This window comes from Clostridium sp. NSJ-145 (assembly GCF_021044725.1).
Taxonomy (GTDB): Bacteria; Bacillota; Clostridia; order Clostridiales; family Clostridiaceae; genus Clostridium; species Clostridium disporicum_B.
In genome coordinates, this window is record NZ_JAJNOS010000002.1 from 62226 (window position 1) to 77938 (window position 15713).

Consider the following 15713-nt stretch of genomic DNA (forward strand, 5'->3'; position numbering starts at 1 on the left):
TTTGAATTTAAAATTAAAAAAGTATAAATAATATAATTCCTAAAAATAAAAAATATTAAATTCCATCATCTTCAACTATTTCATAAAGAGGTAATTCAAGAGTTTCTGGATGCTTTAGTAATTTAGAAAAATATCGAAGTGCCTTTACTAGATATATACCATCTGCTATTCTTTCGTCAACAGAAAAAACTACATTTAAAAATGATTTATCATTTCTTTTAGTTATTTTACCCATGGTTAGAAAAATTGATGTTGTGCCCCATTCAAATAAATGATGGTGGAGAGTGTTATGGCCAATACTCCCTAAGTTTGATATATAGACACTACTAAAAAGAGGAATAGCATCAGTAATCTTTTTAGGAACTACACCGATGTGTATAAGATTATTAATTGCCCAAGCTGAAAAGGTCAATATAGGTGAAGGGAGATTTGCAAAAAAACTCATAAGCTTATCATCATCTTTTACAACGTTAGATCTAGAAAGCTCAATGGCATCATTAATTTTTTTAGAAACTTCAAAAATACTTTCAGTTTTGTTAAAAAAAACTTTTGCTGTACTTTCTACATATTTTCCGTCTATAAGCTTTAAGACTACAAAACAAAGTGAAAAATTATTTCTAGCATAAATTTTTTTATTAGCTACAAATCTATTTAGATAAGGGTACATAGCAAATGTTCTAATAAGAGCAGTGATTATTAATTCAAATGTTCCGATTTTTAAACCAGGGTTTGATTTATTTAAGTTCCTTAAATAATCTTTTGAAAAGTCAAATTCTATTTCTTCAGGGGAGTATACTATATTACCATTTCTACTTTTAAAAAGATATGGCATGAGCTTTCTCATTGGGTCAATATTTTTTAATAATATTCCGTCTTTACGCATGATAACTTTACTCCTAATTAAATTATTATGGTAAAGTATATGAGTGGAAATCGTTTATTATTTTATAAATGTAAATAAATTATTAAAAATATCTATACTTATTTTTAGTAAAAATATATACAGTTTTTATGTTTAAGAATTTTAACAAAAAAATAATCATATTAAGATATTCTAATTAGTGCTAAAATTATAAATATACAGTAAATTAATATGAATATTTGTAGAGATAAAATAGTTAGCTAAATAAAAATAAATAGAGAACAGTTAAAATATAGGAGGAATTGTTATGAAAATTGCATGGATAGGTGTAGGGGTAATGGGGAAATCTATGGCTCTAAATTTAAAAAAAGCTGGCCACTCTGTTAGTGTATATAATAGAACTTTATCAAAGTGTGAAGGATTGGAAGATGAGGGAATAAGAGTTTGCGAGACTATAAAAGACTGTGTAGAAGGTGCGGATGCTATTTTTACTATAGTTGGATATCCTAAGGATGTTGAGGAAGTATATTTAAGCGAAGAAGGAATATTTGCTAATGCTAAAGAAGGAGCATATATAGTAGATATGACGACATCATCACCAGCTTTAGCAAAAAAACTTTCTGAATTAGGTACTAAGTTTCATGTGTTAGATGCTCCTGTTTCAGGAGGAGATATAGGTGCTAAAAATGGAACTTTATCAATAATGGTGGGAGGAGAAAAAGCAGATTTTGACTTTTTACTTCCTGTATTTGAAGCTATGGGTAAAAATATTATTTATTTAGGAAAAGCAGGCAGTGGACAGAACTGTAAAGCTTGCAATCAAATAGCTATAGCTGGAACAATAGCAGCCACAGCTGAAGCAGTTCATTATGCAGAAAGCGTTGGATTAGATGGAAAGACTGTATTAGAGGCAATTTCAAAAGGTGCAGCAGGTAGCTGGCAAATGGATAATAATGCGCCTAAGATGCTTGTACATGATTATGAACCAGGCTTTTTTATAAAGCATTTTATTAAAGATTTAAAAATAGCAAGAGATACTATGGAAAGTAAAAATGAAGAATTACCAGTTTTAAATAAAGTATTAGAACTATATGAGAAAATTGCGGATGATGGATTAGAAGATGAAGGAACTCAAGCTATTATTGAGTATTATAAATAAGACAAAAGATAAGTTAAAGGTTAAGGGGCAGAGAATATGAAAAAGGTATTAGTTACAGGAAGTAATGGATTTTTAGCATCGAGATTTAGCGAGCATTATAAAGATAAATATGATATCTTAGCCTTAAGTCATAAAGATTTAGATATTACTAATGAAAAAAAGGTTTATGATTTATTTAAAAATAATAATTTCGATATAGTATTTCATTCAGCTGCAATATCCGATACAGGAAGGTGTCAAAATGAACCTGAGTTAGCAAATAAAATAAATTTTGATGGGACTGTAAATATTGCTAAAGGCTGTGCATTAAAAAACTCAAAATTGATTTTTGCAAGTAGTGATCAGCTTTATGCTGGAAATGAAGAAGAAGGTCCATACTTTGAAAATATTATAGTAAAGCCTAATAATGTATATGGAGTTACAAAACTAAATGCTGAAAATGAAATTAAAAATATTTTTGATAAATATTATAATTTAAGATTAACATGGATGTTTTCTTATGCAGAAAGAAATAAAAGAGTTAATACAAACATAATTACTAATATATTAAATGCAGCACTAAAAGGTGAAAAAATATCATTAGCAACTAATGAATATAGGGGAATTAGCTATGTTTATGAAGTTATAGAAAATATAGAAAAGCTAATAAATATACCTTTTGGAGATTATAATTTTGGTTCTGAAAATGATATTTGTACCTATGATATTGGATGTAGTGTTCTTGAGAATTTAGGCTTACAGAATAGAATTGAAGATATAATTATTAAAGATACAGAAAGATTTAAAGATAAGAAGAGGGATCTTAGAATAAGTAATAAAAAGTTAAAAGATAATGGTATTTATTTTGAGAGTACTGAAGAAGCTATAGCAAGGTGTATAAAAGAGTTTAAGTAAGAGTCAAATTTAAAATATAAAAGATTTATGTTGACAAAGAAAAAAACAAGCATATAATAATAAATAAGAATTGAATTGTTAAAGCTTTGAAGAGAAAGAGTAGAATTAATAGAGTTATAAATAGAGGTCCTGGGTGGTGAAAAGGGCATAACAAGTTAATTTGAATACGTCTCTGAGCAGCACTCCGAAAGATTACAACCAGTAGGCAGATGTCGGATTCGCACCCGTTATAGTGCTAGGGTATAACCAGATTTTTTTGGCGTACCTGAAGAGGTTGTTAATGTGAGTTAACAATAAAATTAGGTGGTAACACGTGAGTTTTATGCTCTCGTCCTTTATATGGACGAGGGCTTTTTTGTATTTAAAAATATACGCGCGGATTTTTAAGTATAGGGAAAGCTATGAGTTACTATAAGTTAGGCTATAAATTTCACCCACAGGGCCACATGTAATTTAGATAACCAAATAAAATTATATAAGAATACAGAGAAAGTTTTGGAGGAATAAAGATGATTAATATAGATGAACAAATAAAGATAATAAGCAAAGGTGTAGATGAAATAATAGGACTTGAAGAATTAAAGGTAAAGTTAAAAGATAAAAAAGAGCTAGTAGTCAAATTAGGATTAGACCCTAGTGCGCCAGATATTCACTTAGGACATACTGTGGTTTTAAGAAAGTTAAAACAAATTCAAGATTTAGGGCATAAAGTAGTTATAATAATCGGAGATTTTACAGGAAAGATAGGAGATCCAACAGGGAAATCAAAAGCTAGGAAGCCATTAACGACAGAGCAAGTGCTTGAAAATGCTAAGACTTATGAAACTCAAATATTTAAGATACTTGATAGAGAGAAAACAGAAGTTAAATTTAATAGTGAATGGTTATCTAAGATGACTTTTGAAGAAGTAATAAAGCTAGCTGCAAAATCTACAGTTGCAAGAATGTTAGAAAGAGATGATTTTAAAAAGAGATATGAAAGTAATATGTCTATATCTCTTCACGAGTTTTTCTACCCGTTGATGCAAGGTTTTGATTCAGTAGAAATTAAAGCTGATATTGAAATGGGAGGAACTGACCAAAGGTTTAATGTTTTAATGGGAAGGATGCTTCAAAAGGAATTTGGGCAAGAGCCACAATCAATAATAATTATGCCATTACTAGAAGGTCTTGATGGCGAAAATAAGATGAGCAAAAGCTTAGGAAACTACATTGGAATAGATGAAGATGCGGCAATTATGTTTGAAAAAGCTATGACTATTCCAGATAACTTAATAATTAAATATTTTGAACTAGTTACAGATATTCATCCAGACGTAGTTGGAAAGATAAAAAAGGATCTTGAAGAAGATAAAGTAAATCCTAGAGATGTGAAAATATCTTTAGCTAAAGAGATAGTAGAATTATACCACGGAAAAGAAGAAGCAAAGCTAGCAGAAGAGAGATTTAGAAAAGTCTTTCAAAAAGGAGAAATTCCAGAAGATATAAAAACTGTAGAAGTTAATAAAGAAGACTTTAATTTGGCAGATATAGTTTTAAATAATAATCTAGTACCAAGTAAAAAAGAGTTTAGAAGATTAGTTGAACAAGGTGGAGTTAAGGTAAATGGAGAGAGATTGACAGATATAAATGAAATTAATGAACTGTCAGAAATTATTCTTCAAATAGGTAAAAAGAAATTTATTAAAATAATTGCAAATTAAAAAAATGGTGGCATTATGCCACCACTTTTTATGAAACTAAACCATGTTTTCCCACTCTTCATAAAGATTAGCAATCTCTTCTTCTAAATCTTTAATCTCATTATTGACTCTTTGGCTTTCGGTTGGGTTAGAGTAAATTTCTTCCAAACAAAGATCTTCTTGAAGTTTAACTAATTCCTCTTCTTTTTCAGATATTGTTTTTTCAATGTTTTTTAATTTAAGCTGCATAGCCTTAGCTTCTTTTTCAGCTTCTCTTTTCTTTTTCTTATCTTCTTTAATTTGAGTTTTAGTTTTTCCATTAGCTATTTCTTCATAGTCTTCAAATCTGCTTGGATTAAGCTTCTTTTCTTGATAGTAATTATAGTTACCAAGATACTCGGTTACACCATCTTCATTAAGCTCTAAAATTCTTCCAATTACTTTATTTAAGAAATATCTATCATGGGAAATTATCATTAATGTTCCATCATATTCTAAAATAGCATCTTCTAAAGCTTCTCTTGAGATTATATCAAGGTGGTTTGTAGGTTCATCCATTAATAACAGATTAGATTTAGAAAGCATAAGCTTTAATAAATTTATTCTACACTTTTCACCACCGCTAAGAGTATTTATAACTTTAAACACATCATCGCCTGTGAATAAGAAAGATGCTAAAGCATTTCTTAGTTTAGTTGTAGTCATATTAGGAAATGCATCCCATACTTCATCTAAAATTGTTTTATTTAAATCTAGGTCAGATTGTTCTTGATCATAATAACCAACATTAACATTAGTTCCAAGAACTTTAACACCGGTATCAGCTTTAACTACATCCATTATTATTTTAAATAGAGTAGTTTTACCTCTACCATTTTCACCTATTAAAGCGATTTTTTCACCGCGTTTTAAATCCATATTAAGATTTTTAAATAATACTTTATCTCCATAAGCTTTACTCATTTTTTCGATATGAAGAACATCATATCCGCTTTTTACTGAAGCTTCAAATTTAATTTTTGAACCTTCTTTTTCATGAGTAGGAGCATCTATTCTTTCCATCTTATCTAGAGCTTTTTCTCTACTTTCAGCAGCTCTTATACTTTTTTCTCTATTAAATGAACGGAACTTTTCAATTATAGCCTCTTGTCTTTTAATTTCAGCTTGTTGAAGATTATAAGCCTTTAATTTAGCTTCATAGTTCTTTTTTCTTAATTCAATAAACTTAGTATAAGGAACATTGTAGCATTCAACTTCACCATTTATTACTTCAAATGTATTATTAGTAACAGAATCTAAGAAAAATCTATCATGAGAAATTACAAGAACTGTGCCTTTATAAGTTTTCATATATTCTTCAAGCCAAGCTATAGCTTCTAAGTCAAGATGGTTAGTAGGCTCGTCAAGAAGTAGTATATCAGGTTTTCTTAATAGTAGCTTACAAAGAGCTACTCTAGTTTTTTGTCCACCACTTAATGTACTTATATCTTTATAAAAATCAGCTTCAGTAAATCCAAGACCTTTTAATACTCTAGAGATTTCACCTTTATATATGTATCCACCTTTATGAGAATAAATATCTTGAAGAGTAGTGTAATCTTTAATTAACTTTTCATGATAGTCTGCTTTAGATTCATCATAAGGCTCGTTCATTTTGATTTCTAATGTAGACAATTTATTTTCTATGTTAATAAGCTCATCAAATACAGAGAGTGTTTCTTCGTAGATATTTTTATCTGTATCTAAATTAAGATTTTGAGATAAATACCCAAGAGTTTTATTTTTATCTATAAAAATCTCACCAGAGTCTTGAGATATTTCTCTGCATATTATTTTAAATAGAGTTGATTTACCTTCACCATTAGCTCCAATAATACCAACTTTATCACCTTCATTTATTGAAAATGTAACTTTTTTTAGTACATCCCTAATTCCATAACTTTTACATATATCTTTACAACTTAAAACTATCATATTATCCTCCATATCCCGAAGTTTCCATATAATTATACTATTAACATTATGTTTATTCAAATAGGAGAAAAATATAAATAAATTGCGTAGCAATTGGGCGGAAAGTTTGACTAGGTCAAAGGGGAAAAGTCAGCTGAAGCTGAGGAGAAAATATCACTAAGGTGATAGGGAAAATATTGCCCTTGGCAATTGTATAATATATCTATTTTAATACTTTTCCCGTTAACTTTAGTTAACTTTTCCCTGCTACGTAGTAGCTTTTTCACCTCGACGAAGTCGACTTTTCAATTGCGAGCCTTAGCTCGTACTTTTTTTTCTACCGTTCGTCTTCTACAAATAAATAACCAAGTGGTGGATTACCATTAAATATTCCTAAAATATAAATTGTATAAAGTTTTCCGCCTTCTAGAGTTAAGTTTTTAATATTTTTATTTAGTGCTGTTCCACCTGTGCTTTCAACTCTAAAGTTGTATATTCCAGGAGATGTTGTATAGTAGCCTGTTGTTTCTAAGTATTCAACAGCAGTAAAAAGTTCATTTCCATTAGGTAGGTCTAGGTTTAATAGAGGTGCACTTTGTGAAAGATTCATAAATCTTAAATAAGTATATTCAGTTGAAGTTGCAATTGAAGCATCTCTTAATTTAAATAGAAATAAACCTCCTAATGTAACTACAGAAATAGTATAATTAGCACTTGGTGCTAATTGAACACTTTGTGTAGCTAATGGTGTATCATAAAAGCCAGATCTATATACTTGAAGTTCATAAGTTCCTGGTGATAGATTTAAGTAATTAGATATAGAACTAAAAGAAAGATCTGATAATATTAAACTACCATTTGCGTAAACATCGATATTAGGTGCATTTGGAACTGCATGAAGAATTCTAATGCTAGAGTTTACATCAGGTGTATTTAATCTTATATAAGTCATAAAATCACCTTCCTTCATATTCAAGAGTAAGTTTTATTATATTTTTAATTAGTAATTTGGCAATAGGATAAGGAATTCTATAAGCTTTCATTGTTGCTAAAACTACAGAGTTATTATCTTCTATTTTTTTGAATATTTTATCTACTTCACTTTCTTTGTTATCACCTCTATAATCATTAGAAAGTGAGATATCTTCTAATGTAAAATTTCTTACAATATCTAATGGATTTACGGAATTTTTATCATAGTTATCATTTAGTCTAGGTTTATTATAAGAATATAGGTCCTCTGAGTTTACTTCAGATGGATATTCTAAATTACTAGACTCAGTAGGAAAACTACTTGGAACTTTGTTAGTGGTATTATTTGAATTATTAGTATTAGTACTAGGTAAAGTTTGTGTTTGTTCAATATCTGGAATATTTGAAGGGTATGGAGTTAATGGTACAGTACTTGGTTTATTTTCATTATTCATAGCTGGATTCATCATATTAATTGATGGAGCAGGAAAGCACATATACATTGTCCCATTACTCATAGGACCACCGCTTATATTAGGAGTAGGAAAATTAGCTGGTTTAAGAGCATCTTGAATATTCATAGGAGCAAAAGTTAAATCATTATCTTTCTTATTTTTATTGGTTTTATTGGTTTTATTTGAATCCATTTATATCCTCCGAAGAATAATTTATTATCAATATATGTCTATTTTAGGACATATGTTACTTTATAGAATATGATGGAAATAGGTTATTTAGTACATTTATCATCACACTAATTTATATACAAGAATAGAATGTAGGGGGAGGGATTGTTATGCATAAAACTAATATGGAAAAAATAAGGGAATTATTTGTGGGTATAGATAAAAAAATTGAAGTAGAAGGAAAAGGAAAAATAGTTCCTATAAATTTTGATAATGCAGCTACCACTCCGGCATTTAAAAGAGTGTTGAAAAGAATATTAGAATGTAGTGAAATGTATGGTTCAATAGCTAGAGGTGATGGACAAAAATCACAATTTTGTAGTGATACTTATGATGAATGTCGAAAGTATATAATGAATTATTTTAATGCACCTGAGGATTTATATACGGCGATTTTTACAGATAATACTACAATGGGGCTAAATAGATTATCAAATATATTGATTAAAGATAGAGAGGATATTGTTATTACTACTAGAATGGAACATCACTCAAATGATTTGCCTTGGAGAGGAAAATGTAACTTAAAGTATCTAGAAGTAGACGAAAATGGAAGAGTAAAAGTAGATGAACTTGAGGAGTTATTAATAAAGTATTGTGGTAAAGTAAAATATGTTACAATAAGTGGTGCATCTAATGTTACTGGATATCTAAATGATATAAGGAAAGTAGCGAAGCTTACTCATAAATATGGAGCCCATATAATTGTAGATGGAGCACAATTAGTCGCTCACAAAAAGGTATCTATGTTAGGTGTAAAAAGTGATGAGAATATAGATTATCTTGTATTTTCTGCACATAAGATGTATGCTCCGTTTGGATGTGGTGCAATAATTGGATTAAAAGAAACTTTTAATTATTACCCTCCTGATATAGTTGGTGGAGGAATAGTATATATTGTAAGAGATGAAGGGCAGATTTATTTAGATACTCCAGAAAAAAATGAACCAGGAACACCAAATTTTTTTGGAGTAGTAGCTATGACTCAAGCGATGAAGGATATGGAGAGAATAGGGTTTAAAACAATAGAAGACAATGAAAAAAATATATTCTCTAAGTTATTAGAAGGTATGAAAAATATAGCTGATGTTAATTTATATGGGGATTGTGAAAACATTGATGATAGATTAGGAATAATGGTATTTAATATAAATGGAATGAATTATGAAGAAGTAGGAGAAAAACTTGCTAGCATAAGAGGAATTGCTGTTAGGGAAGGTGGATTCTGTGCTCATCCATATACAAGAAGACTTTTAGGAATTAAAGATAAAGATCTTGATGAGTATATAGGAAAGAATGGAATTCCTGGGATGGTAAGAGCAAGTCTTGGAATATATAATACGGAAAAGGAAGTAGATATTTTCTTAGATACTATAGAGTATATTTGTAGAAGATATTTACCTAAAAAATAAGTAAAAGTAAAATGCTTAATGATGCCATGGGTATAGATATCATTAAGCATTTATTATTATTTATTAAACACCTTAAAATTAGGCATAGGTGACTGAGTTAAAATTGATGGAAGTGAGGATACAAGAGGAGCTAAATATTCAATAGCTTCTTCAGTAACACCATTTCCTTCTTCGTTAATCCATTCCTTAGGGAAGTATTTAACATTGTTGGCTATTTTATCAGCTTCTACTAAGAAATATGAGCTTGAATAAGGAGCATTTGAATCTCTTTTTATAGCAACCATATATCCGCTATGTCCCATATTAGCATATTTTAATGCTTCATAGCCAACTTGATGAGCTTCTTCTAAATCTAAGCTTGAAGCACAATGCATAGCACATCTTTGAAGTACTCCAAGTTCTAAAGATTTTACTCTCTTTGTGATTCCAGATTGTATTATTAAATTCTTTAAATACATACCAACTCCACCAAGTTGAGCATGTCCGAATTTATCATGAGCTTGTGAAGATGTTTCAGCAACAAATGTACCATCAGCAGTTCTAATTCCTTCAGATACAACTATGTATACTTGGTTTTGCTCTTCAAATTTTAATTTTACATCATGTAAAAACTTATCTACATCAAAAGCAGATTCAGGTAAATATATAAAATCGGCAACTTGTTTACCATTAAGTTTAGCTAAAGCAGCTGATGCTGCAAGCCATCCAGTATCACGTCCCATAGTTTCAACTATGAATATTCCGTTATTTATGTATACTGATGAATCTAAATATGTTTCAAGAACTGTTGTTGCAATAAACTTTGCAGCTGATCCAAAGCCAGGAGTATGATCTGTGTACATTAAATCATTATCTATAGTTTTTGGAATACCTATAAATTTGATATCTAGACCTGTTTCTTTAGCGTACTTACCAAGCTTTGCAGTAGTGTCCATTGAATCATTTCCACCAACATAAAAGAAAGCTTTTATATCATTAGCTTTTAAAATTTCTAATAGTTTATCATATTCTTCTGTTGATTCTTCTAACTTTTTCATTTTGTATCTGCAAGAACCTAATCCAGATGAAGGAGTATATCTAAATGAGTTAATCTCTTCATCACTAAAGCTAGATAACTCTATGATATTTCCATTAAGAATACCTTCTATTCCGTTTAAACCAGCATAAACTTTATCAAAAATTTTTAAATCTTTATTAGCATCTATTAATCCAACGACACTAGAGTTTATTACAGATGTTGGACCACCAGATTGAGCTATGATACAATTTGCCATTATGTTACTCTCCTTTATGTGAAAATCAAAAATAATTATAAAATATATTAAATGTGATACACAATTTGCTTATTATTTTGAATACAATATATACTATACAATAAAAGGTGTGAAAAATAAAGTGTTATTTATTAAATTTTAATAATTAAATAATATAATTCATATGTAAAGGTGATTGTTAATACAATTATATAGAAGTAAATTTCTAGTAGGAGAGAGAATATGGATTTAAGACATTTAATTATTATTGGAATAGCTTTGGCTATGGATGCATTAGGTGTTACATTAAGTATAGGTCTAAACCCAAGAGTTAGAAGAGATAGTAAGATAAAATATATAATTTCTTTTGGTTTTTTTCAGTTTTTATTTTTCTTTTTAGGAGGAGTTTTTGGATATCTTTTTGAAAAATATGTAGTTGCTATACCTAATATAATAGGCGGAATAGCCATTGGAATTGTTGGAATTATGATGTTTAAAGAAGGATTTGAATCTGAAGAGAAAGATGATGAACTATTACTTAAAAAGGGAATGCCAATAATTTTAGGAATATCTGTTAGCATAGATGCACTAGTTGTTGGATTTACAGCATCACATAGAGCATGCATATGTCTTCTTATGGTATTAAATGCAGTTATGATTGGATTAATAACATTACTAATTTGTACAACAGGATTTTTCTTATGTAGGTATATAAGGAGACTTGACTTTGTAACTAGATATGCAGATTTTTTAGGTGGAATAATATTAATTATTTTTGCAATTAAAATGATATTTTTTTAATGACGCCGTAAAAGATTCATAAAAATAGCTACTATGACAACGGTATATGGTAGCTATTTTATTATACTTTAAAATTTTGAAATTAAAGGAGTATTTATTTGTGTATAAACATTATTAATAGTGGAAATATATGAAAAACAACCTATTTGAATATAACCTAGATACATAATTAAACCTATTTTTAAAAATCTAAATACTCTTGGAGAAATTGCAAATAATATGGTAGAAGGTAAATTTAATAATAAGCAATTAGTATTATAAAAGAGAAAGAGAGGTATTTTACAACAGATTTCTTGATATGGAAGAAAGGTTTGAAGGTGCTTTAATAGATTTTAGAGAAGGAAAAGTTAATTTAGAAAATATTACTAATGATATATCGCATTAATTAAACAGAATAGATTGGGTTATTACCACTTTATTAAAGTATGCAAGAATATAAAGTAATGCAATAAATTATAATAGGTCTTTACTTTCTTTAAAAGATACTATAAATTATTGTATGCAGCCTTTAAAAGTTAAGGCTGAGGAAAAAAACAAAAGATAAGATTAGATTTTAAGGGTGAGGGCCTTTACTTTCATGATGAGAAATAGATAGGAGAAGTTTTTAGTAATATTATTAAAACTCTATAAAGCATACTGCTATAGGAGAAAATATAAAAATTTCTCTTGATGAAACAACATTAAGCGTTACAGTAACTATAAGTGACAATGGTGAAGGGATAGAAAAGAAAGATCTTAAAAATATATTTAAAAGATTTTATAAGGGTAAGAATTCTATAAATCCTAAGAGCATTGGAATAGGATTATCTTTAAGTAAAAAGATAATTGAAGCTTATAATGGGAGTGTAGTTGCAGAAAGTGAAGTTGGGGTAGGCACAACCTTTTATATAACATTTCTAAAATTAGTAGTTTAAGGAGAAAGAAATATGACAAGAGACACAAGAGAAGAATTATTAGAATTATACACTGAGCTAACTGATTGTGGAGTAGTTTTCCACTATGGTAATGAAGAAATTGATAATGGCGAAATAACTAATTTTGAAATTAATGATGAAGATGTGATAACTATCGAATTAGATGGTTGTGAAACTTATGAAATAGAATTACAAGACTTTATAGATAATCACTCAAAGGATGGAGTTAACTACCATAGCTTTGAAATGGGAAGAAGATTTGATCATATATTAGCTGATAAATAATATGAAAAAAGACAGTAGAAAGGTTATGTAACCTATCTACTGTCTTTGATTTATTCAGCGTTTTTTTGTGAATCATCTTTTTTTTCTAATGAGTTCATTACCCATGATCCACTAGAATCTTTTGTTAATTCTCCTACTAGTGTAGTTCTTTGATGTGGCTCATTATGACTAAGGCCAAAAGCTTCTACGATAACTTTATCCTCGGTTTTATCAACGAATGTCATACTTTGAACTCTGTTAATTCTTAAATCTTTATCTTTCCAATTAGTGAAGTAGTAATCAATTGCATAAGTTAAATTACTACATCTGTAAGAAACGTACTTTCCTTTTAATAGGATTCCACTAGTAATCAATAATACAACAACAACTATAGGAAAAATTATTGCAAATAACTTTTTTCTACGTTTTTTTAAGCGTTGAACTCTAGTGTATGTCCTATTTTTTTTAGAACGTTTTTGCACCATAAAATCGCCCCCAAAAAAACTCTATGTTAATATATTACCATAAATTGTAAATATGTAAAGTGGATATTGTATAATTAAAGAAGGAAACATATAATAAGGATAAGACAAAAAAATGAAAACAATGGAAGAATAGAAGGAGAATATAAATATGGATTACTCAAGTTTAATATTAATGGAAAGAGATGCTGAAACAGGATTTGTTACAAAAGAGTTAGGAAGTTATCAAGTATCTGTTGAAGCTGAATATGTAAAAGGGTTTTATGTAAAAGGAGATACTGTTTATATAAAATTTGACACAAATAAAGATGTTGAAGAGTGGGAATACTCTGCAATATATGATGTATTTAATTATTCTATATTTGAAGAAGAAGGATTTAAGATTGAAGATGTGGATGATGAATATAATCCAACATTCTTAATTACTTTTAAATATGAAGATGAACATCAATATATTAGTGAAAAATTATCTTTAGCTTTAGGGTTAATTCATGAAGCTATGGAAAAAGCTTTTAATGATATAGAAGGAAAAGAAGAAGAATATAAGTAGAAAGGAGTAGCCGAAAAAGGCTAGGTGTGCTATGGAAAGTAAGGTTTTAAAGAAGAGAGAGGAAATTCAAGAAATAGATAAATGGAGTGTTAATGAAGTTTATCCTAGTGATGAAGCTTGGGAAAAAGAGTATAAGGAGCTTCAACAAGAAGCTCCAAAGCTTAAAGAATTTCAAGGAAAACTTAAAAATGGAGAAGTATTAATAGAATATTTAGATTTAAATGAGAAGATTTCAAGAAAAGCTGAAAAAATATATGTTTATGCTCATTTAAAATCAGACGAAGATACATCAAATCCTAAATATCAAAGCATGATGAATAAAATTGATGCTTACATGGCAGAGTACGCAACATATTCAGCTTATTTTGTACCAGAATTATTAAGTTTACCAGACGGATTTATAGAAGAAGAGATAAAAAGATTAGATGGATTAAAACCATATGAATTTTTATTAATTAATATAATTAAGGAAAAACCTCATGTATTAAGTAAGGAAGAAGAGGAACTTTTAGCAGCTGCTTCTGATTGTCTTGATGCTCCATCATCAATTCATAATATAATGACTAATGCTGATATGAAATTTGGAAAAATTAAAGATGAAGATGGTCATGAAGTAGAATTGACAGAAGGAAACTATTCTTCATTTATTAAATCTAAAGATAGAAGTGTTAGAGAAGCTGCATTTAAAGATTTATTTGGACAATATAAGGATTTTGAAAATACTTTAGCTACAACACTTTCTAGTTCAATAAAAGCATTTAATTTCTCAGCAAGAGTGAGAAAGTATAATAGTGCTTTAGAAGCGGCTTTAAAACCAGAAGATATTCCACTTGAAGTTTATAAGAATGCTATTAAAACTATAAATGATAATATTGAATCACTTCATAGATATGTAAGAATAAAGAAAAAATTACTTGGACTTGATGAAATGCATATGTATGACTTATATGTGCCAGTTATAGAAATTGATAAGGAACATGTAGAATTTGATAAAGGCGTTGAGATGGCAATTGAAGGTCTTAATCCACTAGGAGAAGAATACTTAGATATATTTAAAGGTGGAATTGAAGGTGGATGGATAGATAAATATATTAATAAAGGTAAAAGAGGTGGAGCTTATTCATGGGGTGGATATGATACAAAACCATACGTATTATTAAATTATAATTACGATTTAAATGATGTATCTACCTTAGTTCATGAAATGGGTCACTCAATCCATTCTTATTATTCAAGAAAAGAACAAAGCTACTATTATGCAGGATATTCAATATTCTGTGCAGAAGTTGCTTCGACTACTAATGAAGCTCTACTTATTCATCATTTAATAAATAAAGAAACTGATGAAAAGAAAAAACTTTATTTAATAAATCAAGAGTTAGAACAAATAAGAACAACTGTATTTAGACAAATAATGTTTGCAGAGTTTGAACTATATACTCATGAAAGCTTTGAAAAAGGTATGCCATTAACAGCAGAAGATTACAATGCTAAATGGCATGAATTAAATGTTAAATACTTTGGTGAAGACATAGTTGTAGATGATGAAATAGATGTTGAATGGGCAAGAATCCCTCACTTCTATAATGATTTCTATGTATATCAATATGCAACAGGTTATGCAGCTGCATCTGCTTTTGCAAAATCTATTTTAGATAAAGAACCAAATGCTGTTGAAAAGTATACTGGCTTCTTAAAGAGTGGAGGAAGTAATTATCCAATAGAAATATTAAAGAAAGCAGGAGTGGATATGACTACACCTAAGCCTTTAGAAGCTACTATTGAAAGATTTAATGAATTATTAGATATGTTAGAGAAAGATATTTAAT

The 15713-nt window shown here is 28.9% G+C and carries 15 protein-coding genes and 1 other annotated feature; of the genes, 9 read left to right on the top strand and 6 right to left on the bottom strand.

What is annotated here, in order from left to right; translation table 11 throughout:
• Positions 1-55: 55 nt before the first annotated feature.
• Positions 56-883: a hypothetical protein gene (locus LQE93_RS02930; protein WP_231071914.1), complete on the bottom strand. Its 828-nt coding sequence runs from the start codon at positions 881-883 to the stop codon at positions 56-58.
• Between the two features lie 286 nt (positions 884-1169).
• Between LQE93_RS02930 and LQE93_RS02935 the strand changes: the two genes are divergently transcribed.
• The 3 genes from LQE93_RS02935 (at position 1170) to tyrS (ending at position 4618) form a co-directional block, all read left to right on the top strand.
• A complete protein-coding gene (locus tag LQE93_RS02935; RefSeq protein ID WP_231071921.1) occupies positions 1170-2021 on the top strand; it encodes an NAD(P)-dependent oxidoreductase in 852 nt (283 codons plus the stop codon).
• Positions 2022-2057: 36 nt separating this feature from the next.
• Complete coding sequence (locus tag LQE93_RS02940; protein ID WP_231071923.1) at positions 2058-2915, top strand: SDR family oxidoreductase; 858 nt, start codon at positions 2058-2060, stop codon at positions 2913-2915.
• Positions 2916-2992: 77 nt separating this feature from the next.
• Positions 2993-3254, top strand: a binding site (T-box leader).
• A 170-nt stretch (positions 3255-3424) separates the two neighbouring features.
• Positions 3425-4618 (top strand): tyrosine--tRNA ligase, encoded by a 1194-nt coding sequence (gene tyrS / locus LQE93_RS02945; protein WP_231071925.1) that lies wholly within the window; start codon positions 3425-3427, stop codon positions 4616-4618.
• A 36-nt stretch (positions 4619-4654) separates the two neighbouring features.
• On the opposite strand, the gene abc-f is transcribed toward tyrS, so the two are convergent.
• From abc-f to LQE93_RS02960, 3 genes are all read right to left on the bottom strand, one after another.
• Positions 4655-6571, bottom strand: a complete 1917-nt coding sequence (gene abc-f, locus LQE93_RS02950; protein ID WP_231071927.1) for a ribosomal protection-like ABC-F family protein — start codon at positions 6569-6571, stop codon at positions 4655-4657.
• 316 nt (positions 6572-6887) lie between these two features.
• Positions 6888-7502 (bottom strand): DUF4397 domain-containing protein, encoded by a 615-nt coding sequence (locus LQE93_RS02955; protein ID WP_055264051.1) that lies wholly within the window; start codon positions 7500-7502, stop codon positions 6888-6890.
• 4 nt (positions 7503-7506) lie between these two features.
• Entirely contained in the window at positions 7507-8169 is a 663-nt protein-coding gene (locus LQE93_RS02960) for a hypothetical protein (RefSeq protein WP_055264053.1), read from the bottom strand.
• Between the two features lie 149 nt (positions 8170-8318).
• Here LQE93_RS02960 and LQE93_RS02965 point away from each other — a divergent pair, with 149 nt between their 5' ends.
• Positions 8319-9620: an aminotransferase class V-fold PLP-dependent enzyme gene (locus tag LQE93_RS02965; protein ID WP_055264057.1), complete on the top strand. Its 1302-nt coding sequence runs from the start codon at positions 8319-8321 to the stop codon at positions 9618-9620.
• Positions 9621-9676: 56 nt separating this feature from the next.
• On the opposite strand, the gene LQE93_RS02970 is transcribed toward LQE93_RS02965, so the two are convergent.
• Positions 9677-10894, bottom strand: coding sequence for a 6-phosphofructokinase (locus LQE93_RS02970; RefSeq protein WP_055264059.1), 1218 nt, complete (start codon positions 10892-10894; stop codon positions 9677-9679).
• A 222-nt stretch (positions 10895-11116) separates the two neighbouring features.
• On the opposite strand from LQE93_RS02970, the gene LQE93_RS02975 reads away from it, so the two are divergent.
• The 3 genes from LQE93_RS02975 to LQE93_RS02985 all read left to right on the top strand — a co-directional run bounded on the left by LQE93_RS02975 (position 11117) and on the right by LQE93_RS02985 (position 12873).
• The gene (locus LQE93_RS02975) at positions 11117-11674 is read left to right on the top strand and encodes a manganese efflux pump MntP (protein WP_055264061.1); all 558 of its coding nucleotides are present in this window, start codon (positions 11117-11119) and stop codon (positions 11672-11674) included.
• Positions 11675-12300: 626 nt separating this feature from the next.
• On the top strand, positions 12301-12588 hold the full coding sequence (locus LQE93_RS02980) for a sensor histidine kinase (protein ID WP_084758949.1): 288 nt from the start codon (positions 12301-12303) through the stop codon (positions 12586-12588).
• 12 nt (positions 12589-12600) lie between these two features.
• On the top strand, positions 12601-12873 hold the full coding sequence (locus LQE93_RS02985; RefSeq protein WP_231071929.1) for a hypothetical protein: 273 nt from the start codon (positions 12601-12603) through the stop codon (positions 12871-12873).
• Between the two features lie 50 nt (positions 12874-12923).
• On the opposite strand, the gene LQE93_RS02990 is transcribed toward LQE93_RS02985, so the two are convergent.
• Positions 12924-13337 carry a hypothetical protein gene (locus LQE93_RS02990; RefSeq protein ID WP_055264065.1) on the bottom strand — a complete coding sequence of 138 codons (414 nt, stop codon included), beginning with the start codon at positions 13335-13337 and terminating at the stop codon, positions 12924-12926.
• Positions 13338-13485: 148 nt separating this feature from the next.
• On the opposite strand from LQE93_RS02990, the gene LQE93_RS02995 reads away from it, so the two are divergent.
• Complete coding sequence (locus LQE93_RS02995) at positions 13486-13884, top strand: DUF6762 family protein (RefSeq protein WP_055264067.1); 399 nt, start codon at positions 13486-13488, stop codon at positions 13882-13884.
• A gap of 31 nt (positions 13885-13915) precedes the next feature.
• On the top strand, positions 13916-15712 hold the full coding sequence (pepF, locus tag LQE93_RS03000; protein WP_231071931.1) for an oligoendopeptidase F: 1797 nt from the start codon (positions 13916-13918) through the stop codon (positions 15710-15712).
• The last annotated feature ends 1 nt before the right edge of the window (position 15713 follow it).